Raw genomic sequence first — 24,449 nt, 5'->3', positions numbered from 1 at the left:
GTGAGGCTGCTTCTCGCTGGGGTGGGGCCTCGTCTTGCTCAGGCTTCTGCCCTGTCCTCTGCTCTTCTGAGGCAACGGTCGATGGCTGAGCAAGCAAGGCCTGTCAGGCTTCAAGGCAAGGTGTAACGGGCAAGACTGCGACGGGGCGGACCCGGAGAGAGCGCCGCGCTGATCAGCGCACGCGCGACCACCCCCACTCCACCCCGCCCCACCCCGCCACGCCACGGGACCCTTGCCCCCCCGACAGGCCAGCCAGGGGGGTACTGGAAGTCCTGGAAGGAGCAACATTCAACCGGGGATGTCCGTTGTAATTGTGTGTACTGAGCTATGTCTATTCTGAAAGGGGCCTTCATCCTGTGAACGCGCAATCTCTTAGCCTTATTCTCGGAGCTACGCCCAGTGGGGGCGGCCTGCTAACCACCCTGCAGAACGCATTGGGGCTTATTATTAGTTTTTTTCTTGCTTTCTTCTTCGTTTTCTGGATAAGCTTGATCATCTGGACATTCCGCGATATTCGCGCCCGCTCCCAAGATCTGGCCACACAGGTTATCGCCACTCTGCTGGTGGCGGTCTTTAACGTGGGCGGGTTGTTGATCTACCTGATCTTGCGCCCTCGCCAGACGCTGGCAGAGATCTACGAGCGCCAGCTGGAAGAGGAGTCGCTGCTGGCTGAGATGACAGAGCGCCAGACATGCACGAACTGCCACGCTCGCGTGGAGTCGGATTTTCAGATCTGTCCTTCCTGTGGACAGAAGCTTAAGCGGCCTTGTCCCAAGTGTGAGCGTCTCCTTGAGCTGCGCTGGTCGTTCTGCCCTTACTGCGCTACTAATCTGATGGCCATGCCTATGCAGGGCATGCCTAGCGTTCCCGGCGTCTCCGGTGTGCCCGGCGTTCCGTCGATGCCAGGCGTAGCCGGGATGCCCGCCAACCAGCCACCAGGCGTTCCCATGAGCGGGCCGCTCGGCGGTAATCGCTTCTAGCCAGCCTTGGCTCTTAGCTTCCGCAACTTGCTTACTCTGCCTTGCTGGCTGTTTTGGCTGACTGAGTGAGGTGAGCCAGTGAGTAGGGGCGTGATCGAGCGCATGAGTAAGCAACTGGCCGACTGTAACAGCTGAGAAGACGATGGACTGGCCAGGCCAGACCTTGGCCGCCCGGCTGTGTTACTCTGTCGTCTTTCTGCGCTGTCTGGCACCTTTCCCCTTGCACGGTGAGCGCTGCGCTGGCTCCCAGGCACTAGCTCGGTATTCTCTGCTCTGTTGCAGGCCACAGTGACCGGCGATGGGCCGCCTGCCCGGTTTGCTGACCTGGTCAGACGGCTCTTGTCTTGTCTTGTCTCATTCAACCCTCTCTGAATCGCTGACCGGTCTGTTGCCTGGCCTGCACACATAGCCAGGGAGATTTGAGCTGGCCGCTCGCTGTGTGCTTTTTCTCTTGTTGGGTTGTTCGCTTCGCCCAAATGCTTGCCTTCCTGCCCGGACCCGCAGATGCCTACTGCTGCCCGGTCCAGGCCAGGTATGGCGCCTGGAAAGAGGTGGCGCCTCTAGTCACCAACGCCAGGCAGTCTATGAGGATGAGAGTTTGAGCTGGCTGGTTGAGATGACGGGCTGACTGAGAGACAGGACAGGTCGGCGCGGCAGCAGATGGTACCCGCTTTAGCTCTACCAGTGGTCAATCTGTCCGTCTTTGATTGGCCCAAAGGCCTGCATGTGATATAATAAGAGAGACACCAAAGGGTAACTTCGTTACCACATTGGCTTCTCTCTTTCAGAAAGAATAGATAAGCAGCATAGCAGCTGAGATCTTTTCCTCACAGAGCCTGTCTCCTCGCCCTGCTCAGCACGCAGGTGCTTGAGACCGCCAGGCGCACGCATTCCAGACGATGCGCAATCGAGGGTCGGAAGGCACTGGCCATGTCTTAGCCCGGTAGACCAGAGAGGAGCGGGGGTAAGGCATCAAAGCAAGCGAAGCGAGCAGTAAGGTTTTTGACGAGTGTTGCCTGTCCGTCTCTCTGTCCAGCCTGGGTGGAAACTACCACTGTGGCTTTGGCGAGTGAGCAAGCGAGCAAGCAGGTGAATGGGCAAAGAGAGGCTGTGCGCCTCTGCTCTGAGGCTGTAGCCAGGTTGCTCAGACAGGTAGACAGACAAGCAAGCGGACAGACAGTGAGATAGGCCGCGAGAACAGACCAGCCCGCCTCTCCGGCGATGAGCTGGGCTGAGGTGATCAGGTCTGTCAGAGGAAAACTCGGCGCCGGCCAGCGATACGCCGGCTCGCGCGAGTCTACAGGCTGCGATAGCTATGAGGGCGAGAGCGGCCTCTTCGCTCTTTTTCTATAAATAGAAGGCTGTTAGCGCTAAAGGAACGTGCAGACCCTATGGCAAAAGCAAGAGAATCTCTGGCAGTAACGGCTGAGCAGGTAGCTGGTGATGGCGCTCTCCCGAAGGAGAAACTCAATGGCTCCAGGGTAGCGCCGCGTGGTAGTGTCAGCAATGGGGACTATAGCGAGCAGCATATCCAGATTCTGGAGGGCCTGGAGGCGGTGCGCGTCCGACCTGGAATGTACATCGGGTCGACAGATCAGCGCGGCCTTCACCACCTGATCTATGAGGTGGTCGACAACAGCGTCGATGAGGCGATGGCCGGGTTCGCCGATACGGTAACGGTCACCATCCACGCCGATGAGTCGGTGACGATCGAGGACAATGGGCGCGGTATTCCTGTGGAAAAACATCACCAGCGCCCGGACATGTCGACGCTAGAGGTGGTGATGACGATCCTGCACGCCGGGGGCAAGTTCGGCAGCGGGGTCTATCAGTTCAGCAGCGGCCTGCACGGCGTGGGTGTCTCGGTTGTCAATGCGCTTTCGGAATGGTGCGAGGTGGAGGTGAAGCGCGATGGACATCGCTATCGCCAGCGCTACGAGCGTGGCATCGCCGTCACTCCTGTCGAGGATCTGGGACCAGCTGAGGGCCACGGCACCAAGACCACCTTCCTCCCCGATCTCCAGGTGATGGAGACCCGCGACTACAACTTCGATATCCTGGCCCAGCGCTTCCGCGAGATCGCTTATCTCAACCGCGGCTTGACGATCTCCCTTCGCGACGAGCGCAGCGATCGCGAGGTCACTTTCTACTTCGAAGGGGGCCTCGTTTCGTTCGTTCGCTACCTCAATAAGAACCGCAACTGCCTGCAAAGCCGTCCCGTCAGTATCGTACGCGAGGTCGACCAGGTGAAGGTCGAGATCGCGCTCCAGTATAACGATAGCTGGAATACAACGGAGTTCTCTTTCGCTAACGGCATCAACACGGTGGACGGGGGTATGCACATCACTGGCTTCCGCAGCGCCTTGACGCGCACGCTCAACGACTACGCCCGTAAGATGGGCTTCCTTAAGGAGAAGGAGAGCAATCTGACCGGCGAGGACGTGCGCCAGGGCCTGACAGCGGTGGTCAGCGTGAAGCTGCCGAACCCCCAGTTCGAGGCGCAGACCAAGGCCAAGCTGAATAACGCTGAGGTGCGCCCAATCGTCGAAGCGGTGACAGCGGAAATGCTCTCGGTCTACCTGGAGGAGACGCCCGCGGAGGCACGCGCGATCATCGAGAAGTGCTTGACCTCGGCTCGCGCCCGTGAGGCGGCTCGCGCAGCCCGCGAGCTGGTTCAGCGTAAGAATGCCCTCGATACGACTCTCCCCGGGAAACTGGCCGACTGTACTGAGCGCCGTCCCGATCGCTGTGAGCTGTACCTTGTTGAGGGCGATTCCGCCGGCGGCTCCGCCAAGCAAGGCCGCGATCGCCATTTCCAGGCCATCCTCCCTCTGCGCGGCAAAATTCTCAATGTGGAGCGGGCCCGTCTGCAGAAGATGCTCGAAAACGAGGAGGTTAAGAATATTATCACAGCCATCGGCGTGGGTATCGGCGAATCTTTCGATAAGTCGAAGCTGCGCTATGGACGCATTGTGATTATGTGCGACGCCGATGTCGATGGCGCCCATATTCGTACACTCCTCCTGACCTTCTTCTTCCGCTATATGGAACCGCTGATTACGGACGGTCATCTCTACATCGCTCAGCCACCTCTCTACCACGTGAAGATGGGCAAGGAGGTGCGTTACGCCTATTCCGACGAGGAGCGGGATGCTCTGATCGCTGAATATAAGGCGAAGCATAACGGGAAAGAGCCAGAGGTCGGGCGCTACAAAGGTTTGGGCGAGATGAATCCCGAGACGCTCTGGGAGACGACGATGGACCCGGCCCGCCGCACAATTCTGAAGGTGACGATCGAGGAGGCGGTGGAGGCCGATCGCGTTTTCAATATGCTGATGGGCGATGAAGTGGCACCCCGTAAGCGTTTTATCGAAAGCCACGCCAAAAATGCTGAGCTGGATATCTAGCCTTTAGGAACCTGCCGGACAGATTACACCCAATCGTTGAGTCGCTCTCTCCCTCGCTGACCAGCCTCTCCCGGCTGGCGAGGGAGAGACATGGTATTGCTGCCCGCGCTCTTGCTATTTTCTTCCCTTTTCTCTTTTCAACGCCTTGCCCTCTCTCCTTTTCCCTACCCTACCCAGGCGCCCCTGAGCGCTTCTAGCCTGTTGAGACTGTCAGCTAGCTCAGCCGATGGCAGAGAAGCACCTGTCCCTTGTCCCCGAGTAAGCAGCGGTTTCTGGCAGACAGGCAGGCCACCCGCTCCCTTCGCCTGGCGAGGGAGAGGCAGCTCCAGCTCCCCGGCGGTGCGGCGTGGCACGGCACGGCACGGCACGGCACGGCACGGCCCGGCCCGGCACGGCACGGCACGGCACGGCACGGCACGGCACGGCACGGCACGGCACGGCCCGGCCCGGCCCGGCCCGGCACGGCCCCGCCAGGCCAAAAAGCCAGAGGAGACCAGAGTCAGGCTGGTCTCCTCGCTTTGAGGTCTCGCTGCTCCAGGCAGTGCTGTGCCCGGTGACTAGTGGGTGGCTATGGCCTCGGTGCGTTCGCCTCCCCCAGTGGTGGGCGGCGCTGGCCGCCTGGTGAAGCGCTCCTTGATATCCTCAACCAGTACATAGAGAGTGGGAACAAGGAGCAGCGTGAGCATGGTTGAGGAGGTCAGGCCGCCAATGACGACGATGGCTAGATCGCCCGAGATGAGCAGGCTGTCGCCGCCACCGATGCCCAGAGCCATCGGGATTAAGGCCATGATCGTGGCAAGCGCTGTCATCAAGATGGGACGCAGGCGTCGCCGTCCACCCTCCACGACTGCTGCGCGCGCATCCAGCCCTCGCGCCCGATATTGGTTCACCAGATCGATCAGGACGATGGCGTTAGTGACCACAATACCGATCAGCATCAGGAAGCCAAAGAGGGAGGAGATGCCGATCGGCGTGCGCGTAATGGCTGCCAGGATCAGCGAGCCAACGCCCGCAAAGGGAATGGAGATCAGCAGGATCAGCGGCTGCACCAGGCTGCGGAAGGTAGCCACCATGACGATGTAGACCAGAGGAATGGCTACCAGCAGGACAAAGTAGAACTGCTGCAGAGCCTGATTTTGCAGCGAGGTGTTGGTGCCCAGGCTGGCACTGGCCCCATTCGGCAAATGGAGGCTGTTGATGCGCTTCTCGACATCGTGGGTCACGGCTCCCACGTTATCGATGGTGGCGGTCAGGGTAATGGTGGCCGTGCGCGTGCCGTTCAGATGCGAGATCTGGGTCGGCCCATTGACCTGGCTGACGGTGGCAATGTCCCCGAGACGAATGCTGCCCGAGCCGGTCGGTAGCTGGAGATCACGTAGCTGCTGCAGGCTGGTTGGCGCTGTCCCCAGCTTGAGGTCGACATCCTGTTGTACCCCGTTGAGCGTCACATGGGTGACCGTGGTGCCACTATAGACCATCTGCAGCAGCTGCCCCACCTGGACCGCAGTGAGACCGTGGGCCAGGGCCTTGGTGGGATCGACATGAACGTCAATCAGGGGGACCGCCGAGGAGAGGTCGCTGCTGACGTCGGTGGTGTTGGGCGTATTGGCGACTGCATCGTAGACCTGCTGGGCCGCCTGGCGCAGCGTGGTCTCGTCAGGAGCCTGGACGGTGATATCGACGATGTTACTGTTGCTGGTCTGCAGGAAGGTAAAGGTGCCAACCCCCTGCAGTGTCTTGAGACGGTCACGGACGGTCTGCTGCACCCGATCAAGGTCGGTGCTCGATTTGACGGTGACGGTATAGGTGGCACTGTTGCCGTTCGAGCTACCCGGGCCGAGGTTGAGCAGAGAGCTGCCGCCTCCGCCGATGGTTACCTGATAAGCCTGGATATCAGGGATAGTGCTGAGCACGTTTTCAACAGGCCGCGCGGCTGCGTCGATGCGGCTCAGACTGGCCGTCGGGTCAAGCTTCTGGCTAAAGCGGAAGGAGGTCGCTCCCTGGTTGCCGAAGACATTGACTGGTAGCAGCGGGAAGAGCGCGCAGCTGCCAAGGAAGAGCAGCAGGGCCACCACGAGGGTAATGGCCCGGTGATGGGTGACCCAGCGCACCAGCGGAACATAGCCCCGCTCCAGGAAGCTCGGCTTTTCCTGGGGGAGCGCACGCTCGCTCTGAGTCTTCTCCGCAGGACTCTTGAGAAACCAGTAGGCCAGCACAGGGATGATGGTCAGGGCCACCAGCAGCGAGGCCAGGAGAGCCACCGTGACCGAGAAGGCCAGTGGGTGGGCATACTCGCCAACGATGTCACCAATAAAGGCCAGCGGCAGAAAGACACAGACAGTGGTCAGGGTCGAAGCTGTGACAGCTGTCGCCACCTCTTTGACTCCGGCGAGAACAGCCGTGCGCTTGTCCTCTCCTCCCCTCAGATGGCGATAGATATTTTCAAGAACAACAATGGAGTCGTCGACAACTCGCCCGACAGCAATGGTTAAGCCTGAGAGAGTCAGCAGGTTGAGCGAGTAGTTCCCCACCCAGAGGCCGATCAGGGCGATCACAATCGAGAGCGGGATCGAGATCGCAGTGACCAGGGTGGAGCGCACGGAGAGCAAGAAGATGAGAATGACGACGACGGCAAAGAGCGCACCGAGCAGCCCTTCGCGAGCCAGGTCGCGGACCGACTCCTGAATGTAGGGGGCCTGGTCGCTAACGACGGTAATACGAGCGTTATAGCCTAGCTTGCGCTCCAGGTCAGGGATCTGGTTGTTGACTTCTTGCGAGATGGTGACCGCGTTGCCGTCGTTGGTCTTGGTGATCGAGATACCCAGGCTGGGCTGGCCATTCGTACGCGTGAGGGTAGTCGAGGGGGCGAGATCTTCTTTGACCGTGGCCACATCGCCAAGCTTGATCGGCTTCAGGGTGACACCCGCCGCGGCGGCAGCGCTGGCACTGCTGCTAGCAGCGATCTGTTGTTGCTGCAGAGCAGCGGCACTGCTGGCGCTGGCCGCTGCAGAGCTGCTCGGGAACTGACCCTGTGGCAGGACCGCCTGCTCGCCTACAACCAGGTTCTTGAGGTCATCTAGCGAGCCAAGAGTGTTCCCCACCCGCACCGCGAGCGTTTGATCATTGGTGGTTTGCTGGCCCGCCGGCAGAGTGATGTTGTTGGCCTGCAGCACCTGCTCAACCTGATTGACGGTGAGATTGTGCTGCTGCAGCTTCTTGGGGTCGAGCGTGATGCTGACAATCTGCTGGCGCACACCAGTGATGCTGACATTCGCAACACCATTGATCCCCTGCAACGCTGGCACTACAATCTGTTTGAGACGCACAGCAAGGTCCTGCTGGTTCTGATCCGAACTGACGGCCAGGATGATGATGGGCACATCGGCAAAGTCGTACTGCTGGACCTGCGGGGTGACGTTGGACGGCAGACTGGACTGAGCCTTGTTGATCTCTTCGCTGATGGTCTGCTGGGCCCGGTCAAGGTCGGTCCCGAAGTTGTAGTAGATCGTGATGACAGATAGCCCCTGGCTGGATTGCGAGGTGATCCGCTGCACATTAGAGTTGCCCTGGAAGTTGCTCTCCAACGGATCGGTGACGTCTTGCTCTACCTGCGCCGGGGCAGCGCCTGGATAGGCGGTGATAACCGAAATAGCCGGATAGACGAGCGGAGGAAGAAGCTCTTGTTTCAACAATGGGATGATATATCCTCCTAACAGGAGCACGGCAATAGTGGCTAAGGCCACTATGCTCCTGTTAGCCATGCTCAGTTTCGCAAGGCGATGCATACTGTTCTCTCGTACCCTTTCTGGTCTGGTTCTAGATAGATCTAGAACGGTGCAGTTTCGAAATGTTTTTACGAATGGCCCCGGCTATTGGTTACAGTCAGGGGCGAAAAAACTCTCCGAGAGTCTAACCAGAAAAGGCTAGCCCAGGGCTTTTCTCTCACTCTTCTCTTTCCTTACAATGAGGGAAGCAAACGGCGTTTAGTAGTAGCGAGGCAGAGAATGGAGGCAGAAAAGCTGGCGGCGAGAGATCGGCAGGCGCTGAGGGATGGCTGTTGACCGATGCTAGCAGTTATCAAGACTCCGCAATACCTGGGAGTGCCAAGACGAAGGAGGCAATCTTTAGGCCCTGCACTTTCTGGGGCACAGCCTTACCACCGGAGGTGGAGGCGCATCGCTGTTTTCGCTGTGACCAGATGGCCACGGCTTTAGAGAACGAGCGGTCTCGGTCTGGTGGGCAGCCTGATACAATGGCTTCCAGCTGGCGGCTCAGCTCTCCTCTCTCTACTTCTCTTCCTGAATCACTGGCATCTTCTCCTTCGATCCTGCCTCTTCTGGGCTTTCCTACTCCACTGCCGCTTGCGACGAAGGCGAACATCAGAGGCCCGCGGCTCCTGGCCTCTGGCGGAGGCGATGCCACTGTGCGAATCTGGCAGGCCTCTACTGGCAGTCAGGAGCTGGTCTATCGTGGCCATCAGAGCTGCGTCTGGAGCGTGGCGTGGCCTGGTCCCCCGATGGGGGCCGGCTGGCTTCGGCTGGCAAGGACGGCACCGTTCAGCTCTGGGAGGCGACCAACAGGCAACGACTGTTGACGTAGCGCGGACACAGTGATACCGTCTGGTCAGCACTCTGGTCACCCGATGGCCGATACATTCTCTCCTGCGGCAACGACGGCACAGCCCAGGTCTGGATCGCACCACCCGCTTGAGACGAAAGGGCAGCGGGAGAGGAGAAGCCCCGTCGAGGGCTTCGACCGGCGGTTACTTCACTAACGCGTGAGCAACCCTATTGCAGCAACGGGGCACTCCGCCGCAGGCCAGGAGCACCAGACTGGCCAGATCCGGCCAATTTATGCCAGACGCACGAGCAGCGCCATGCAGGCAGTAAAGCCATGCAGGAAGGGACGGCCATCAACAGGCCCAATTTCGCCGCTGCAGAAGAGGCCAACGAGCGGGAGAGGGCCAAGATAGTGTTCGACCGCCTCAGCATCGTGATTGGGGGTATCGAAAAGGTTCATGCCACGTCCATTACAGGTGCAGAGGATGGCGGCCACCGGTTCGCGGTCACGCAGCTCCTCACGTGCCCGCTCTAACGCATCGCGCAGATCCATATCGGCAGTACTGGCATCGCGCATCTGAAACTGAATCGTCTGGCCCACACGCGGCATAGCCCCTATAGCCAACCCCCCACTGAGCCGATCGACTCCAATCAGGGGTCGCACCAGGAAACTGCCGCGTCCAAAGCTCTCACGGTACTCATTGGCCGCCAGGCCCACTAGCAGGTTATGGCGAGCACGGCGCTGCATAAAAGGCGGTAGTTCCTGTAAGGTCTCCAGCAGAAGTTCATAGGCGGGACGATTAGAAATCGTTTCGACGAGATTGCCACGTACGCTGGTGATAGTCCAGGGTTCGCCGATTGGTTCACATCCCTGAGAGACGAGCGGCAGGATAGTGTAAGGGCCGCCGAGGGCCAGCCCAACGCCTCCCTCGCCAAAGACATTGCCATTGCGAAAGACAAAAGTTCGCTGCAGCAAGGGGTGAGCCGAGGCCAGGCCACCCACGATCGGGCAATGGGGGTAGGCCCGCGCCAGCCCTTCTAGCAGGGCCTCGCTATCCAGACGGAAAGGATCAGCCAGGATCAGCCAGGCCTTGACCTCTTCAGGCGACAGCCCCAGGCGCGTATGCCACTCCTCGGCGCGCTCGCACTCTTCGACCAGGGCCTGCGTAAAGCGCACCACTCGCAGCCTTGCCCCCGGCAACTGCAGCGTCATCAAGGCCAGAGCTGCTGTCTCCTCCAGCTCCTCGCCCTGGCCAATCACTCCCTGGCCGGAGCAGCCAATGAGCAGCCGCACCCCACTTTCCTCATAAGCACGATGCACGAGTTCAGGCAGCGATTCTGCATAGAGGCCACTGGCGAAGAGAATGGCCAGATCGGTGGGACCTTTGACGCGCGCTAGGGCGCGAGCCAGGGCCCGCTCCCAGCGTGCATCTTCGACCAGTGCCACCCGTACCAGGGGCTGCTCCTCAGCCGCATTCATACTTGTTTTTCCATGCTCTATCTCTTCTGCACTTATCCGCTCGTTCTCCATGAAAGGTCCTCAACTGGCACTGGCCCGGCAGATAAACTCCACTTCATTCCCATCAGGATCATCCACATACATGGTACGACTGGCCAGCACGGGATGCTTGCCGCCGCGTGGCTGGTAGCCGGCCTGCACGAGAGCTGCGTACTGCGCATCAAAGGCTTCCTCGGGCAGCTCCAATGCCAGATGATGAAGCTGGTAGCCCGCAGGTTTGGCTTTGACTTCCTCAGTCTTGGGCACCAGAACAATCATCTGGGGAATACCGGCTTTCCCCTCGCCAACTTTTAAAAAGACGTTCGGCAGGCTCGGAGGAGAGATCACCTCTAAGCCCAGGAGGTCGCGATAGAAGTGGAGAGCCTTTTCCTTGTCCGCCGTCCAAAGCACAATCTCCGAAATCCCGACGATATGTTTCATCAGCAATCTGCGGCGCGGAGACCCCGCCCTTGAGGACCGGACCGGGGTGGAGCGCCGCATCCTCCTCTCTCGACGTATGGACTCCGCTGGTCTACAGTTGGCGTATACAGCTGACGGTGACCGTCAAACAGGAATTGACGACCGACCTGGCGCAAGCGTTGCTGGCCATGCCGGAGCGCTTCAATACCGTCAGCCACACCGTTGTAGCGATCGCGGTCGTCTACCAACAACCCACGGTCAGCCAGGTGACATTGTCTTGGCTCACCTTTACGTACCGCATGATCGGTAAACAGTCGAGTACCAGGTACGTCTGGCAGGCGCTGCTCCGCTGATGCTCGTCGCATCGACCCTCGCCACAGGTCGCGCCCATACCCACAGGGCTGCTCTCAATCAGCCGTACGCGGCAACCGGTAACAACTAGCTGCCAGCCGCGGGCTGTAGCCCTGGGATCGTTGACCAGGCACACCTGTGTATCGGCTGCTGCCCTTCTTGCTTCTTCTCCACCAAGCGCATAGAGTACGGAAGAGTTATCACCACGGCGTAGAGAGCCGTAGAAGGGATAGCGCTCTACTTTCTGCTCCTAATTATGATAGTATCGCACACGCAAGAAGGCTCTGGCAACAGCAAGAAAGGCACAGACGAGCAGGAAAGCAAGCCTTGCCCAGGTCGACAGCCAGGGCAGGAACTCGCGGCGGCCCGCACTGCGGAGCGGATCGCTGGCGGCTCCTGCCCTCGTTACCAGACAGATCTCACTCACCCTCTCGCCAGGCCAGAAGGCGAGTCGCCATGCCCCACTGCTCCGCTCCCAGTTCTCGTGCTAGGAGAGGAATGAGCAGGGATTGCTTGACAGCACCTGACGAAAATCGTTATAGCGCTGCAAGGTTGCTCCACCGCCTCCGAAAGCCAGGTAAGTCAGCTTCAACAGAGAGCCAAACTCACTCGTCTTCCCGAAATCGTTGGTCGTCAACCCCGGCACGTCGTTTCCAATCAGCCAGAGACAGCTTGGCCCGTGGTGGGCAATGCTGAAGAAGGGATAGAAGTCCGCTGGCACCCCATCGTCCGTATTGGGCACGATGGCACAACCAGCGCCAGTATCCCGATTGCACTGCCCATTGAAGTCCGCCGCCTCAATGCGCGGCGTGTCTGACTCGAAGGCCACTCGACTGTAGTTCTGCCGATCGCCCGGGCCCGTGCGAGGGCTACTGAAGAGAATCGGCGTTGGATGGAGTCGCGTATTGCCATCTGGCCAGACCGGCTTGTAAGAGGTGCCGTCGAAGCCCACATTGGTACCGTAGCAGCCCGAGACCTGGATGCGCAACGAGGCCGTTGCCGCAAAGCAGGCAGTATCATCGCTATCAGCTGGCTCAAGATCGCTGCCCGTGCCCTCGCTGCCGCGACAGATACCGCTGGCGTCAATGGGGCCAGTGCAATAGTCGAAATGGCCGATCTCGTCGGCAAAGGCAATATTATAGGAGTGAGCCGCCCAGATGACGCGCGTCGCCTCGGAGGAGGTGCTGTACATCGGGTGGAAATCGTAGGGAATGTTGGTGCACTCAGTCGAAGGGGCAGGCGCGAACTTGACCTGTCCAAAGCCGTTAGCGGCACTGGCCGTCATTGCTCCATGCTGGCCCGTCGTCAGATCAAAGAGATCGACTCGCAGCCCATGTGGCGTATCGCCCAGCTTGACCAGGACGAAGTCGCCGGAGTTCATAAAGAGATCGCGCCGCGGATCAGGGGTGAACGTGGCCAGCGTCGACTGCACCGGGTTGGCCGGCGCCTGCGCCCTCCCATCGCGCGTAATAAAGGCGAAGTTGACATACTCCAGCCCAGTCTGCGCCGCACAGGTTGGGTTGAGCACTGTGCCATGTACAGGGTCTTCCGACAGGCTGTCTATGGTCAGGGCGGCGCACCACTGGCGCGCGTCGCAGCTATTGCCCTGCGGCCAGGACACAAAGCCAGGCGGGTAAAATTGCAGCTCCATGTAGGCCGTGCCGGGATGATTGGGGCTGACCGCCGGATCAACGATATTGCGGTCGCTATCCGGTGTACACGTGCTCACCTGGAGGGGATAGGACTGGGTATCGCAGAGGGCCATGCCAAACCAGAAGGTGATATGTAACTGGAAGTTGAAGGCTTTGTTCCCTCCAGCGCTCAAACCCGGTGGATCGGTTGGTAGACGGAGCAAATAGGTCATGTGGTTGCCCGAGCCGGGCAAAGAGGAGTAGAATAAGACTGAAGGCTCGTCATGTCCCACATAGTAGCCTTCCCCAAAGACCTCTTCAGGGTCTTGTACCTCGGTGCAGGCTGTACCTGGACGGGAACAGTCGATGTGCCAGTGCGTCTGTAAGAGCACGGCAGCCTGCGCTCGACTGGCCCCCCCCAGGCTGAGGCCAGTTGCCAGCAGTAAGACCAAACCGAGGGTACCAGCAAGCAGACAGAGTCGATGGCTGAGCAGTTTCATGGGGAGCCTCCCGCCAAATCTTTGCTCACAGATGACCATCCGCGTTGATGCACGCTCCGCACTCCAGCGTGCAGAGGAAAACTTGCACCCCGGAGATCCGCTTATCTCATCATGCTCTACCCCCTTCCTTTCCTAATACATTTATTACCTTCTTGATAAGAAGAAAGACGAAGAATCACCTTTGCCTGACCTGCTTCTCATAGCTTCTGGCACCCTTATAAGGCGACCGCTTTCCCAGGCGAGCGGGACAAGGAGCCACAAATCCATCTCATTGTGTACCATATTTTTTCAGCGGTGTGAAGTCTGTGCAGGCAAGAAGGTCAGCTTCTTCGGTCAAGCCCGGCAATGGGTGAGAGAGTGCCAGAGAAGCGGAATGAGGAGGGTCAGGGTGCCCCAGCGCGGGTCGCGGCCTCACGGGCACAGCTAGCTCAGCGAAATCCTCATGATAAGGGAGGCCAGGCACAGAGGAGAGGGGGCAACAAGCTATCGGGTGTTTCGCGAGGCCAGGAGCGCACCACAGCCGTGTCCTTCTTGTCTGGAGGAACAGGCTGCAGCACGCTCAGGTGATCAGGTCAGCGTCGGCTCAATTCCGGCGAGGATTGCGTGGACGATAATCCAGCGCCCCCTCAAAGGTCACCATAGTCACGAGAGAGGCATCGGAGAGGCGCGAGCGAATGCGCTCATCGATGGCCTGCAGGCCGCGCGGATTGGCCGTGATCACCGTTGGATAGCGCAAATTATAACGATAGTTCAGCAGCTGGAAGAGCTTCTCATTAGCCCAGGGCGAGCTTTGCTGTGCTCCCAGATCGTCGAGTACGAGCAGCTCCGCCTCGCGCATGCGTGCAAAGAGCTGATCATAGATCTCAGGCGCTTCGGGAGCGAAGGCGGCGCGCAGATGGTCGAGCAGATCAGGCACGGTAGCGAAGAGTACCAGAGAGCCATTTTCCAGGCAGAGATTGGCGATTGCTGCCGCCAGGTGGGTCTTGCCGCAGCCGTTAGGTCCCACCAGCAGCAGCCAGCCATCAGGCTCACGTGCATACTCCAGCGCTGCCTGGTAAGCTTGCCGCACCCCAGGCACCGTATAGTTAAAGTTCTTGAAGCTCTTATCGCGGAAGGCTTCCAGGTTCGACATGCTGCGGAGCTGCTGGCGCCGGCGCTCCTTGAGATCGGCCTCTTTGCACTCGCAGGGAATGGGTTTGCCGAAATGGGGATGGCCAAAGGGCACATCCAGGCGCAGATAGCCGGCCCCCTTGCACTTTGGGCAGACAGGGCGCTGGGAGCCAAAGGGGGCCGGCAACGTCGACTCGCTGGAGCCGATCGCTCCCAGCGGTCCCCCCCTTCCTCCTGCTTGCCGCTCGTGTCCTGGCGTTTGGCGAGCCTGACGCTGCCGCAGGCCCTCCTGCAGCTGCGCGAAGGCGGGGTTGGCGAGAGCATTGGGGCGCAGGGGCTGAGTAACCCGTTGCTGGCGCGCAGGGCCAGGCACGCCAGTGGGCGGAAGAGCCAGTCGATCACGCGGTAGTCCTGGGGACGAGGGCGGCCCCTCCGTCCGACGATGCAGTGCCACGCTCTCACTGGGCGTAGGCGAGCGCCTCGGCGAGGGCAGTCTGCTGGCCACAGCCAAGCGGGATAGAGCCGGACGGGAAGTGGCCTCCAGCAACTCCTGTTCATCTTCCCAATCGCCGTAACGCATCCCTCCCTCATCGTCGTCCTCGTCCTCCTCCCACTCGTCGTCGGAGAGGGTATCTCCTCGCAAGGCCGGTAGATAATCATCGGCTCGATAGTAGTAGTCGCGCGCGCGTCGTGGCAGAGATGACGTCGGGACTTCTCGCCGCGCGCCATAGAGGTGATCGGTCTGCCGACCAGGCCGTCGGCTCGGGCGTGAGAGCGGCTCACCGCCCTCCAGTGTCAGCGTATCGGTCAGGACATCAGCCCCAGGCACCTCCGTCACTTCGACGCGCCCGCGGGGCGAGCGCCCAGGGCCTGAGAGCACCTGATTCAGACGAGCGGTTTGCTCGGGCAGAGGCAGGCGCGTCGTCTGCTCCCCGCGCGCTCGTGGCAGCGCTCCAGACTGGCGAGCGCGCTGCTGAAGCAGTTGCTGCCGCCGTTGTTTGAGCATAATCTCATTCAAGCGTTCCATAGGTTATCTGCCTTCCGTTTCCCAGCGCCTCAAGATCGCGCGAATATAACGCCAGTTACGTTTATTATGTTCTACTGCCTCGCGAAAAGCTGCCTCGATCCACTCAGGAGGATAGCGTTCAGCGGCATCGCGCAGCTCATCGGCGATCAGCGGAGAAAGAAGCCCTATATTCTGTTCGTACAAGACAAATATATTCGGACGCTCAATCTCAATGTGTAAATGCTGATTCTGGCTGTGCCCAACGCGCGCCAGCGCTGCGGCAGCGGGAGCGGGCGAAGAGACGCTCTCCTGGCTCTGGCCCTGGCGCAGTCCGTGCTCTGGCGCGGGACGCTGTTGCCCGACATCGAGCAGGCGGACCGGGATCAGCTCACTGCCCTGCAGCTCAGCCACAACGCGCCGGCTGCGGGCCGTATTGAAGAAATACCAGCCAATGACCTCATCCTCAGAGCCATCATCACCGAGCACCTTGAGGTAGACGCGGAGAATCGTGCCGCGTGCTACCGCCTTCTCCAGGCCCTGGCGTACTCGTTCTTCAGGAGGGCGCGGATCACCGCGCCGCTTCAGACTCTTGAGCAGCACGCGATCGCCCAACAGCTCCGCTTCGCTCACACAGCGCGGCTCACCGCGCTTCTGGGCCAGGAGCCAGAAGAGGTGCAGCGTCACTTTCAATTCCGCCACATCCTCGATCTCTGGCAGGAGCGACCTGAAGAAGACCTCCGGCACAGGGACATAGGGATTCTTGCCCGAAGGGAAGCCAGCAAAGGACGTCATAGCCATCCATCCAGAGATTACTCAGGAGGCGGAGAAAGCTCTAGATCACAGAAGCGGGTATGACTCGCCTGGAAGTAGAGGCTTACCTCGCCGACAGGACCATTGCGATGCTTGGCAACGATAATGTCCGCGATATTTTTACGCTCCGAGTCCGGGTTATAGACATCATCTCGATAAATAAACATCACCACATCGGCATCTTGCTCAATGCTGTTGTGTACGACGAGGTCAGCGGCCACAAAATTGTGCAGGCCAGCCACTGTCAGATCATAGACCTCAGCCTCACCGGCGGGCACAATGGCCTCCACGCGGTCCCAGATGACATCGCCCGCGCCAGCCTCCGCTGTTTGCAGAGCATGACCAGGGCCGGACCAGACTGCCGACGGCAGGGCGCGTGGGAGAGCCACCGCCTGCCCGGCACCCAGCTCATCCAGACGCAGCCAGCCGCTACGGGTCAGAAAGCGATGATTGGCCGTTGCACGCACCTGCTGGCCCCCCGCGGTCGTGAGGCGATAGACAGGCCGGCGCCCCGTTGCAAAAGCGCGCGTTACCGGCGCGGCCTCCAGACGCTGCGTCGCCGGATTCAGCGCCAGTACGCGGAAGCCCTGCCGCCCCATCAGTCGCTCGATCGGACAGCAGACCCCCTCGTCGGCCAGATAGACCGCGGTCTCCCCCGCCAGACAGCCACTCTCACGCAGATCCGAGAGCTGGGGCACCTTCGACTGACGCGTTTCCACGGCTCGCGAGAGCTGGGCGAGCGCCAACACTGGCACATTCAGCTCGCGCGCCAGTGCTTTCAGCGTGCGGCTGATCTCCGAAATCTCCTGGACGCGGTTCTCGTTGCGTCGGGCGCTGCCACTGGTCGTCTGCATCAACTGCAGATAGTCGACAATAATCAGGTCGACGCCCTGCTCCGCCTGCAGGCGCCGCGCCTTACTGCGCATCTCTGCCGTGGAAATGCTGGCCGTATCATCGATCCAGATCGGCGCCTCTGCCAGACGCTGCGTCGCCAGCATAATGCGCTCCCACTCCTCATCATCGATCCAACCGGTGCGCAGGCGCTGCTGATCGACCCCAGCTTCCATTGAGAGCAAACGCTGTACTAGCTGCTCTTTGCTCATCTCCAGGCTGAAGATGGCAACGGTCTGCTGGAAGCGCACAGCGGCGTTATGGGCCATGCTCAGGGCCAGCGAGGTCTTACCGAGCGAGGGGCGCGCTGCCAGAATGATCAGGTCCGAGCGCTGTAGGCCGCCAGTGAGGCGGTCGAGGTCGGAGAAGCCGGTAGGGACACCGACGATCGCCCCACGCCGCTCATGAAGCTGATCCAGCTTGTTCAAATACTCGGACAGGATTTCGCTCAGGAGCGAGAAATCCGAGCGCAGGCGCCGCCGTCCGATTTCAAAGATCAGGCGTTCGGCCTTATCGAGCGCCACATCGGCATCGCCCTCTTCGTAGGCGATGGCGGCGATCTGCCCAGCGGCATGGATCAGACGACGCAGGACTGCCGTGCGCTCCACAATGCGCCCATAGTATTCGATATTGCCGCTGGTGGGCACCTGGTTGACCAGAGACGTGATGTAACTGGCGCCGCCAACCTCCTCCAGCTTCCCCTGACGCTCCAGCTCATCACAGAGCGTAATAAAGTCCGCCGGCTCATGCCGCTCGTAGAGCTGGAGCATCACCTCATAGATGGCGCGATGGGCGTCGCGATAAAAGTCCTCTGGGCGCAAAAAGTCAGCGACCTGGATGATCGCCTCTGGATCAATCAGGATGCTGCCCAGGACGCCACACTCGGCCTCGATGTTCTGCGGTAACAGCTTCTCCACGTCCTGTCTCCAGCCTTCTTACTAAATCTCAGCAGCCTGTCCTGTCACCAGGCGGTTTATGAACAACAGCAAAAGAGAATTAACAGCCTAAAAATTATATCATATAATTCCGACTTATCACGCGATAGACTCGATACATGCGCATCGCGGCGGCTGGCCAGCCGGATCACAGACGCCTCCACCTGATCTGCACTTCAGCAGAAGGACCAGCCGAGCAGCCGACGCGCCCTGCACCGCCGTCTGCCCCACCCAGGATCAAGATTAGCGGGAGGGGAATCCCGTGTGTCTAAACAGTGTAGCGAATCTTGTGCCCGAAAGCAAACAGCAGGCTGGCAGTGGCTCTGTGGATATGTGGATATCCTCGGGGATATCTCACGCTTGCGACCCCCATATATAGCTGAGTTAATAAGCAGTTATCCCCCAGTTATCCACCGTCCAAGGGGAGTTATCCACAGTTATCCACCGCTATCCACAAACTTATCCACACACTTATCCACATGGCCAGGTGGGCGAATCTTCCTATTCCCCAGGGGAAAGCTCACCCCCACGACACCCCCCGGTGGGGGAGGTTGAAAAGGGCTTGACCCACAAGGGCCTGCAGGGTATCATAGCACCCAGAAATCAGCGCTCTTTATCCTGGCTGGTTGTTTGTCCGTCAGACAGCCCTGCCTGCTCAAACCGGTACAGGACAGGGAAGTGCTACCCTGTCAGTCAGTCAGCCAGCCAGCCGCGTCCAGCGCTGCCGCCGTCAACAGAACAGCCCCACAGCAAGGAAGCAGCTGCGCTGTTGACTTGGGCCTCTGTGGTTCTCAGCAAGCAAACAAGCAGCAAGATCTGAAAAAGGAGCAGTATTCAGACCCCATGCCAAAGACGAGCAAGCGCGCAGCCACGAGAAGAGCGGAAAAGATCGCCCGCGCGCACGCGACCAAGCTGCCAGAAGCGCCTGCCCCCAAGAAGAAGGAGAAGCGCGGCCCTGGCTATACGCCTCCCAAGCGGGGCCTGGCTCGCTACCCCTGGGCTATCACCCTGACGATCCTGATCATCGCTGCCGCCATCGGCGCTATGTACTATTACAAGATCGGTCCCTTCGCCCCACCGAAGCCACAGCCGAAGACCGCCGCTGTTTCACCCTGCCTGAAGGTGGTCAAGCAGCTGACCGATAGCTCCCCGGCGCCGACCGGGGCGGCGTTTAACAAGATCCAGCATACGTATAAAGCTCCGCCAGCGATGTCGATCAATACCAACAAGATTTATTGCGCCGGTATCAATACCAATCGCGGCCTGATCGTGGTGGAGCTTGATCCGAAGCTGGCCCCCGAGACAGTCAATAATTTCGTCTTTCTGGCCCAGCACCACTTCTACGATGGGCTGAAGTTCCATCGCGTGGTGCCGAATTACATCATCCAGACCGGCGACCCCAAGGGCGACGGCAGCGGGGGACCAGGCTATACGCTGCCCGCAGAGCCGGTGAAGGGCAACTATACCGCCGGAGCGGTGGCCATGGCCAAGCCCGCCAGCGGCACCGCCAATAACGGCAGCCAGTTCTTTATCTGCGTCTCCGACCAACCGGCGAAGGAGCTGACGAAATCGTATAATCTCTTTGGCCATGTGGTCCAGGGCATGGATGTCGTGAAGAAGATCCAGGGTCCGGGCGATCAACCTTCTCAGAAGAATATCACGCCTGATGTCATCACCCATCTGGTAGTGGTGACTGCTCCCTAAAGCAGGCTCTCCAAAGGCAGGCGGGCTGAAATGAGAGGACTGGCCGTCTCTGAGGCGATCTGCCAGCCTCTGGCCAGCCCGCTTTGCTCTTGCACCACTCGCCAGGCGCTTTCTTTGCCCGGCACGGGCCAGGACTGCTTCGGCTGAGGGAGCAAGTTGGGAGCCTGGTGGCATGCTATGAGTACGCTGCCCGGTAGCCGGCAGCGGCTCCCTGAGCAAGTGAAAGTGAGGATCTGCCAACAATGCCAGCAAAACGACGCTATAGTGCTCCGCCCGCCATGCAGATCGATCCGCATAAGACCTACTATGCGACGATCAGCACGACCAAGGGCGATATCCGCCTCCAGCTCTTTGCTTCCGAGGCCCCCTTGACAGTGAATAACTTCGTGGCTCTGGCCCGCGATGGCTTCTACGATGGGTTGACTTTTCATCGCGTCGTGCCCGGGTTCGTCATTCAGGGGGGTGACCCCCTCGGCAATGGCACCGGCGGCCCAGGCTACATGTTCCCGGATGAGCCGGTACGTCGCCCCTATAAGGCCGGCACTCTGGCTATGGCGAACGCTGGCCCCAATACAAATGGAAGCCAGTTCTTTATCTGCCTGGAGGATCAGCCGCGCCTCCCTCCAAACTACACGATTTTCGGGGAGACAGTCGCCGGCCTCGACGTGGTTCGTCGTATCCAGGTGGGCGACTTGATGCAGCGCGTGACGATCGAAGAGGCTTAGTCTCTCTCGCCTGGATACGCGCTCGCTTCTGCTTCGCCATTCATTCGTCTTCGTCCCCTGACAGACAGGGCTGGCCGAACTCCGATCCGCGCGCCTGCGGTATGGTGGGATACCCCTCCCTACGGTTGCCCAGGCTGCGCTGCGCGGCCGGGTCAGCCCTGATCCTCGCTGCACACCGTGAGACGGTTGACTCTCTTCCCCCTTCACTACTTGCCGCCCGTCCTCCACCGCCTCCTCCAGATTACGCTCCTCTCTTGATCAGTAGTTTTACCGATCTCGCAGATTGCAGCTACTATCTGGCCTTCTGCCTCTTGACAGCCAACATTAGCATGCCCTAATATCTTAGCAAAATACTAGGATATTAGGTCTGCCTAATGTCAAAGGGACATGAGGGCGGGCGGGGCGCTCTCCCCGCTTTCGCTGTTAGAGGAGTATGACCGGATGAGCAGACAGACTGAAGTGAGGCAGCCAGAACGAAGTTGGCTGTCGCTGCTGGCCTGGAACACACGCGATATTTTGATTTTGGCAGCGATCAGCGTTGTCTTCGGCATTTTGCTGGGCGCCTTGCTTTACCCATACATGCTATCGGTGGTGCTTGGCCCAATCGTGGCCTGGGCCTGGATTGGGCTTTACATCCTGCCGGGCTTCTTCATCGCCTATGCCCTGCGCAGGCCGGGAGCGGCCTTCTTAATCGCTCTGCTCTACTGCTTTGTGACGCTGCCCATCTCGCCCTATGGGCCGTCGATCATGATTACAGGGATTCTCTACGCCTGTTCAGGCGAGATGAGCGTGGCACTTGGGACGCGCTACCGCCATTTCAGCCTGCCCCGGATGGCCTTGACAGGCTTTCTCGGCGGTCTTGTGATGCTGATTATCTATGCGATCTTCTATCCGTCGTCCCTCCAGCTCGCGCTCCCTGTGCTGATGGGAGTGATCGCCATTACGCTCGTGAGCAGCACGCTGAGTGGCATTCTGGCCAGGTATCTGGGTGATGCCGCAGCCCGCACCGGTGTGCTGGCCGGTACGATCCGCCGGGAACAAGATGAAATCTGATGCTCCGCTCCAGCCCAGGTGGGAAGATTGTAGCCTTTGGCTCTCTCTGTTGCGCCCAATCGGCGCTACCTCAGCCTCTCGCAGGGGTTGGTCAACGTCGACCAGCCCCTGTCTCCACCCCAGTTGTGGCTGGCTGAAAAAGCCGCTGGAGAGGTAGGAGAGATGCTGAGAGAGGAGAACGGTAATAATGAGTGAGACAAGGACGACCCTCATTGAGATCGAAGATCTGACGGTCAAGTATCCTGGACGACGTATGTCGGCTCTGGAGCACCTTCAGCTCCAACTGCGCGCCGGTGAGACGGTGCTGCTGCTGGGCCCCTCCGGTAGCGGCAAGAGCACACTGGCGCTCACGCTCAACGGGCTGATTCCTCACAGCATTGGCAAGCTGCAGAGCGGTCACGTGCGTGTGGCCGGCCTCGATACACGGCAGACGACAGTTGCTACTCTGGCGCAGCGGGTGGGCATTCTTTTCCAGGACCCGGAGGCCCAGTTTGTGATGTTTACCGTGGAGGATGAGATCGCTTTCGGCCTGGAAAATCTTTGCTTCTCGCCCGACGAGATGGAGCGGCGTATCAGCGACAGTCTGCGCCTGGTAGGACTGACAGAGCTGCGCTATCGCCGCGTGGAACAGCTTTCGGGAGGAGAGAAGCAACGAGTGGCGCTGGCGGCTCTGCTGGCGCTTGAGCCGGAGATCCTGGTTTTCGATGAGCCGACAGCGAATCTTGATCCCCAGGGCACACGAGAGGTTTTTGATCTGCTGCGCCGCTGCAAGGAGACAGGTCGCTATACGATTGTGTTGATTGAGCATCGCCTCGACGAGCTCATGGATCTGGTGGAGCGCATGGTCGTGCTGGGTAAGCGGGGCGAAGTGGTCATCGATGGAAGACCGCGTGAGGTCTTACGTGCGCATCTGTCAACGCTCCAGGGGCTGGGGGTCTGGGTGCCCCAGGTAGCCAGGCTTGCCCACGTTCTCCAGCAGCATGGCTGGTCACTTGAGCCGTTCCCGCTCACCCTGAGTGAGGCCGCGGAGGCCTTGAAGGGAAGGCGAGCGTTCAGGGCTGGTCACCAGGATTCATCGGCTCCCTTAACCAGCACCGCCGTTCACAACGATGGCCAGCAGAGATGCTCAGCCTCGCCTCCGACCAGGTCTGAGCCTGACCAGGGGGAGGCGGCGATCGAGGTCTGCTCCCTTTCCTACCGTGCCGCTGGACGACAGGTGCTGCAGGACATCTCGCTGGCGATTCCGCGTGGGGCCTTGCTGGCGCTGGTCGGGGCCAATGGCGCTGGCAAGACCACCCTGGCGCAGCATCTGATCGGGGTTCTGCAGCCACCTCGGGGCTGCGTCCGCTTGCTGGGCCGCGATATTACGACGATTTCCGCCCGCGAGCTGACGCGCCATGTTGGCTACGTCTTCCAGAATCCCGAACACCAGTTTATTACCGAGGCGGTCGAGGATGAGGTGGCCTATGGGCTGCGCGTTATGGGCCCGCCAGCGACGGAGGTTCAGGAGCGTACACGCGCGCTGCTGGAACGCTTCAACCTGCTCTCTCTGGCACGGGCCAACCCCTTTACGCTGAGCCACGGCGAGAAGCGGCGCCTGAGCGTGGCCACCATGCTGGCCATGGGGCAGGAGATCTTGATTCTTGATGAGCCAACTTTCGGTCAGGACGAGTACAATGCGACCGCCCTGTTAGAGTTGCTCTGGCAGCTTCATAGCGAGGGACGAACGATCGTGGTGATTACGCACGATATGTCCCTGGTAGCCACTTACGCTCAGTATGTGGCCGTCATGAATCATGGCAGGCTGCTCTTCTACGGGACGCCAGCGGCCCTCTTCACTCACGCGGAGCTGCTGGCCGAGGCACGTTTGATGCTGCCCCCGCTGGCCCAGCTAGCGCGCCGGCTTGGCTGGTCAGATCTGCTCACACTGGAGGAGCTATGTGAGCGCTGTCTCCAGGACAGTGCTCGGGAACTGGCGGAGCCACTGGCCGCTGCCGATGGAGCAGCCTCCGTGGAAGGGGGGAGACCATGCAAGTGATCTATCAAGAGGGTGAGTCGCTGCTACACCGCTTGAACCCGCTAAGCAAGGTTGTGGCTGTGGTACCTGTGCTGCTTTTCGTGGCGCTCACCACTGACCCCTGGCTGCCGCTGGCTTTCATTGCCCTGGCCAGCGCCGTGATCGTGGGACCGGCGCGTATCACCCCAGGGACTTTCTGGCGCCTTCAGGCCCCACTCACGATCAGTTTGCTGGTCTTTATGATCCTTTATCCTTTTATGGTGCGCGCCGAGCTGTTTGATCGTACGCCAGTGGTGCTGCGGCTAGGTCCGCTGGTGCTTTACCAGGGGGCTGTGCTGGCCGGGATGGCTGCCGTTCTGCGCGTCTATGCCATGTTCTTGCTCTCGCTGATCTTCATGCTCACCACCGATATCAGCGACTTTATCCGGGCAATGGTTCAGCAGTGGCGCTTTCCCTACCGGCTTGGCTACGGTATCCTGGCCGCCTTTCACTTTATGCCCCTGCTCCAGGAAGAATTTCGCCTGATTCAGGCAGCGCATCGTATCCGCGGGATCGAGACACACAGCGGGGTCAGGGTCCATATCGAGCGCCTGCGCCGCTATGCGATTCCGCTATTAACCAGCGCCATCCGGCGGGCAGAGCGGACCGCGCTGGCGATGGAGAGCCGGGCCTTTGGCGCTCTGAAACAGCGCTCCTATTTCCGGCGTTTTTGCTTCAGTCGCGCAGACTACCTGTTCATTCTCTGCTTCTGGCTGCTCTGCCTGCTGGTAATCGCCCTGTTCTGGCGGTATGGCTGGATGGGGCCGCTCTCCTTTACGAAGGAGCTATAAGCCATGAGCAACATCAGGACAG

Annotated in this window: 16 protein-coding genes and 1 pseudogene; 10 read left to right on the top strand and 7 right to left on the bottom strand. The window is 60.0% G+C overall.

Translation table 11 applies throughout. From position 1 onward, the window contains the following. The first annotated feature begins 356 nt into the window (after positions 1-356). Entirely contained in the window at positions 357-980 is a 624-nt protein-coding gene (locus A4R35_RS15275) for a zinc ribbon domain-containing protein (RefSeq protein WP_146747231.1), read from the top strand. 1,391 nt (positions 981-2,371) lie between these two features. Next, the gene (gyrB, locus tag A4R35_RS15270) at positions 2,372-4,387 is read left to right on the top strand and encodes a DNA topoisomerase (ATP-hydrolyzing) subunit B (protein ID WP_112430808.1); all 2,016 of its coding nucleotides are present in this window, start codon (positions 2,372-2,374) and stop codon (positions 4,385-4,387) included. Positions 4,388-4,944: 557 nt separating this feature from the next. Here the strand turns inward: gyrB and A4R35_RS15260 are convergent. Beyond that, the gene (locus A4R35_RS15260; RefSeq protein WP_223258508.1) at positions 4,945-8,148 is read right to left on the bottom strand and encodes an efflux RND transporter permease subunit; all 3,204 of its coding nucleotides are present in this window, start codon (positions 8,146-8,148) and stop codon (positions 4,945-4,947) included. A gap of 739 nt (positions 8,149-8,887) precedes the next feature. Here A4R35_RS15260 and A4R35_RS25330 point away from each other — a divergent pair. Together A4R35_RS25330 and A4R35_RS25325 are read left to right on the top strand one after the other, a co-directional pair. Further along, positions 8,888-8,986 carry a WD40 repeat domain-containing protein gene (locus tag A4R35_RS25330; protein ID WP_399357586.1) on the top strand — a complete coding sequence of 33 codons (99 nt, stop codon included), beginning with the start codon at positions 8,888-8,890 and terminating at the stop codon, positions 8,984-8,986. 12 nt (positions 8,987-8,998) lie between these two features. Next, a pseudogene (locus tag A4R35_RS25325) lies at positions 8,999-9,097 on the top strand (WD40 repeat domain-containing protein); the annotation flags it as partial. Between the two features lie 141 nt (positions 9,098-9,238). Here A4R35_RS25325 and A4R35_RS15245 read toward each other — a convergent pair. Beyond that, entirely contained in the window at positions 9,239-10,426 is a 1,188-nt protein-coding gene (locus tag A4R35_RS15245; protein ID WP_189361858.1) for an FIST signal transduction protein, read from the bottom strand. A gap of 60 nt (positions 10,427-10,486) precedes the next feature. After that, entirely contained in the window at positions 10,487-10,885 is a 399-nt protein-coding gene (locus tag A4R35_RS15240; protein ID WP_151729380.1) for a VOC family protein, read from the bottom strand. Between the two features lie 116 nt (positions 10,886-11,001). Between A4R35_RS15240 and A4R35_RS15235 the strand changes: the two genes are divergently transcribed. Beyond that, positions 11,002-11,217, top strand: a complete 216-nt coding sequence (locus A4R35_RS15235; RefSeq protein WP_112430797.1) for a hypothetical protein — start codon at positions 11,002-11,004, stop codon at positions 11,215-11,217. A gap of 485 nt (positions 11,218-11,702) precedes the next feature. Here A4R35_RS15235 and A4R35_RS15230 read toward each other — a convergent pair whose 3' ends face one another. From A4R35_RS15230 to dnaB, 4 genes are all read right to left on the bottom strand, one after another. Further along, the gene (locus A4R35_RS15230) at positions 11,703-13,346 is read right to left on the bottom strand and encodes a hypothetical protein (protein ID WP_112430795.1); all 1,644 of its coding nucleotides are present in this window, start codon (positions 13,344-13,346) and stop codon (positions 11,703-11,705) included. A 583-nt stretch (positions 13,347-13,929) separates the two neighbouring features. Continuing rightward, a complete protein-coding gene (locus A4R35_RS15225) occupies positions 13,930-15,483 on the bottom strand; it encodes an ATP-binding protein (RefSeq protein WP_112430793.1) in 1,554 nt (517 codons plus the stop codon). 3 nt (positions 15,484-15,486) lie between these two features. Further along, positions 15,487-16,254: a DnaD domain-containing protein gene (locus A4R35_RS15220; protein WP_112430791.1), complete on the bottom strand. Its 768-nt coding sequence runs from the start codon at positions 16,252-16,254 to the stop codon at positions 15,487-15,489. A 17-nt stretch (positions 16,255-16,271) separates the two neighbouring features. Further along, entirely contained in the window at positions 16,272-18,080 is a 1,809-nt protein-coding gene (dnaB, locus tag A4R35_RS15215) for a replicative DNA helicase (protein WP_112430789.1), read from the bottom strand. Positions 18,081-18,941: 861 nt separating this feature from the next. Between dnaB and A4R35_RS24730 the strand changes: the two genes are divergently transcribed. The 5 genes from A4R35_RS24730 (at position 18,942) to A4R35_RS15190 (ending at position 24,427) form a co-directional block, all read left to right on the top strand. Further along, positions 18,942-19,802, top strand: coding sequence for a peptidylprolyl isomerase (locus A4R35_RS24730; RefSeq protein ID WP_223258352.1), 861 nt, complete (start codon positions 18,942-18,944; stop codon positions 19,800-19,802). A 242-nt stretch (positions 19,803-20,044) separates the two neighbouring features. Next, positions 20,045-20,527 carry a peptidylprolyl isomerase gene (locus A4R35_RS15205; protein WP_317615989.1) on the top strand — a complete coding sequence of 161 codons (483 nt, stop codon included), beginning with the start codon at positions 20,045-20,047 and terminating at the stop codon, positions 20,525-20,527. A gap of 441 nt (positions 20,528-20,968) precedes the next feature. Then, the gene (locus A4R35_RS15200; RefSeq protein WP_189361856.1) at positions 20,969-21,580 is read left to right on the top strand and encodes an ECF transporter S component; all 612 of its coding nucleotides are present in this window, start codon (positions 20,969-20,971) and stop codon (positions 21,578-21,580) included. 187 nt (positions 21,581-21,767) lie between these two features. Beyond that, positions 21,768-23,618, top strand: a complete 1,851-nt coding sequence (locus A4R35_RS15195) for an ABC transporter ATP-binding protein (RefSeq protein ID WP_112430785.1) — start codon at positions 21,768-21,770, stop codon at positions 23,616-23,618. Further along, positions 23,609-24,427: an energy-coupling factor transporter transmembrane component T family protein gene (locus tag A4R35_RS15190; protein ID WP_112430783.1), complete on the top strand. Its 819-nt coding sequence runs from the start codon at positions 23,609-23,611 to the stop codon at positions 24,425-24,427. Before A4R35_RS15195 ends, A4R35_RS15190 begins: the two co-directional genes overlap by 10 nt. Positions 24,428-24,449 lie beyond the last annotated feature (22 nt).

The sequence above is a fragment of the Thermogemmatispora tikiterensis genome, assembly GCF_003268475.1.
Lineage (GTDB): Bacteria > Chloroflexota > Ktedonobacteria > Ktedonobacterales > Ktedonobacteraceae > Thermogemmatispora > Thermogemmatispora tikiterensis.
Note: the sequence above shows the minus strand (reverse complement) of the source record. Positions and strands in the feature narration are given on the sequence as shown.

What these genes read in the sequence shown, in the direction of transcription:
- A4R35_RS15240 (WP_151729380.1), bottom strand. Translation starts at nt 10,885, where the DNA reads ATGAAACATATCGTCGGGATTTCGGAGATTGTGCTTTGGACGGCGGAC.
- A4R35_RS15260 (WP_223258508.1), bottom strand. Translation starts at nt 8,148, where the DNA reads ATGGCTAACAGGAGCATAGTGGCCTTAGCCACTATTGCCGTGCTCCTG.
- A4R35_RS15200 (WP_189361856.1), top strand. Translation starts at nt 20,969, where the DNA reads ATGAGCAGACAGACTGAAGTGAGGCAGCCAGAACGAAGTTGGCTGTCG.
- A4R35_RS15245 (WP_189361858.1), bottom strand. Translation starts at nt 10,426, where the DNA reads ATGAATGCGGCTGAGGAGCAGCCCCTGGTACGGGTGGCACTGGTCGAA.
- A4R35_RS15195 (WP_112430785.1), top strand. Translation starts at nt 21,768, where the DNA reads ATGAGTGAGACAAGGACGACCCTCATTGAGATCGAAGATCTGACGGTC.
- A4R35_RS15205 (WP_317615989.1), top strand. Translation starts at nt 20,045, where the DNA reads ATGCCAGCAAAACGACGCTATAGTGCTCCGCCCGCCATGCAGATCGAT.
- A4R35_RS15220 (WP_112430791.1), bottom strand. Translation starts at nt 16,254, where the DNA reads ATGACGTCCTTTGCTGGCTTCCCTTCGGGCAAGAATCCCTATGTCCCT.
- A4R35_RS15225 (WP_112430793.1), bottom strand. Translation starts at nt 15,483, where the DNA reads ATGGAACGCTTGAATGAGATTATGCTCAAACAACGGCGGCAGCAACTG.
- A4R35_RS15230 (WP_112430795.1), bottom strand. Translation starts at nt 13,346, where the DNA reads ATGAAACTGCTCAGCCATCGACTCTGTCTGCTTGCTGGTACCCTCGGT.
- A4R35_RS24730 (WP_223258352.1), top strand. Translation starts at nt 18,942, where the DNA reads ATGCCAAAGACGAGCAAGCGCGCAGCCACGAGAAGAGCGGAAAAGATC.
- gyrB (WP_112430808.1), top strand. Translation starts at nt 2,372, where the DNA reads ATGGCAAAAGCAAGAGAATCTCTGGCAGTAACGGCTGAGCAGGTAGCT.
- A4R35_RS15190 (WP_112430783.1), top strand. Translation starts at nt 23,609, where the DNA reads ATGCAAGTGATCTATCAAGAGGGTGAGTCGCTGCTACACCGCTTGAAC.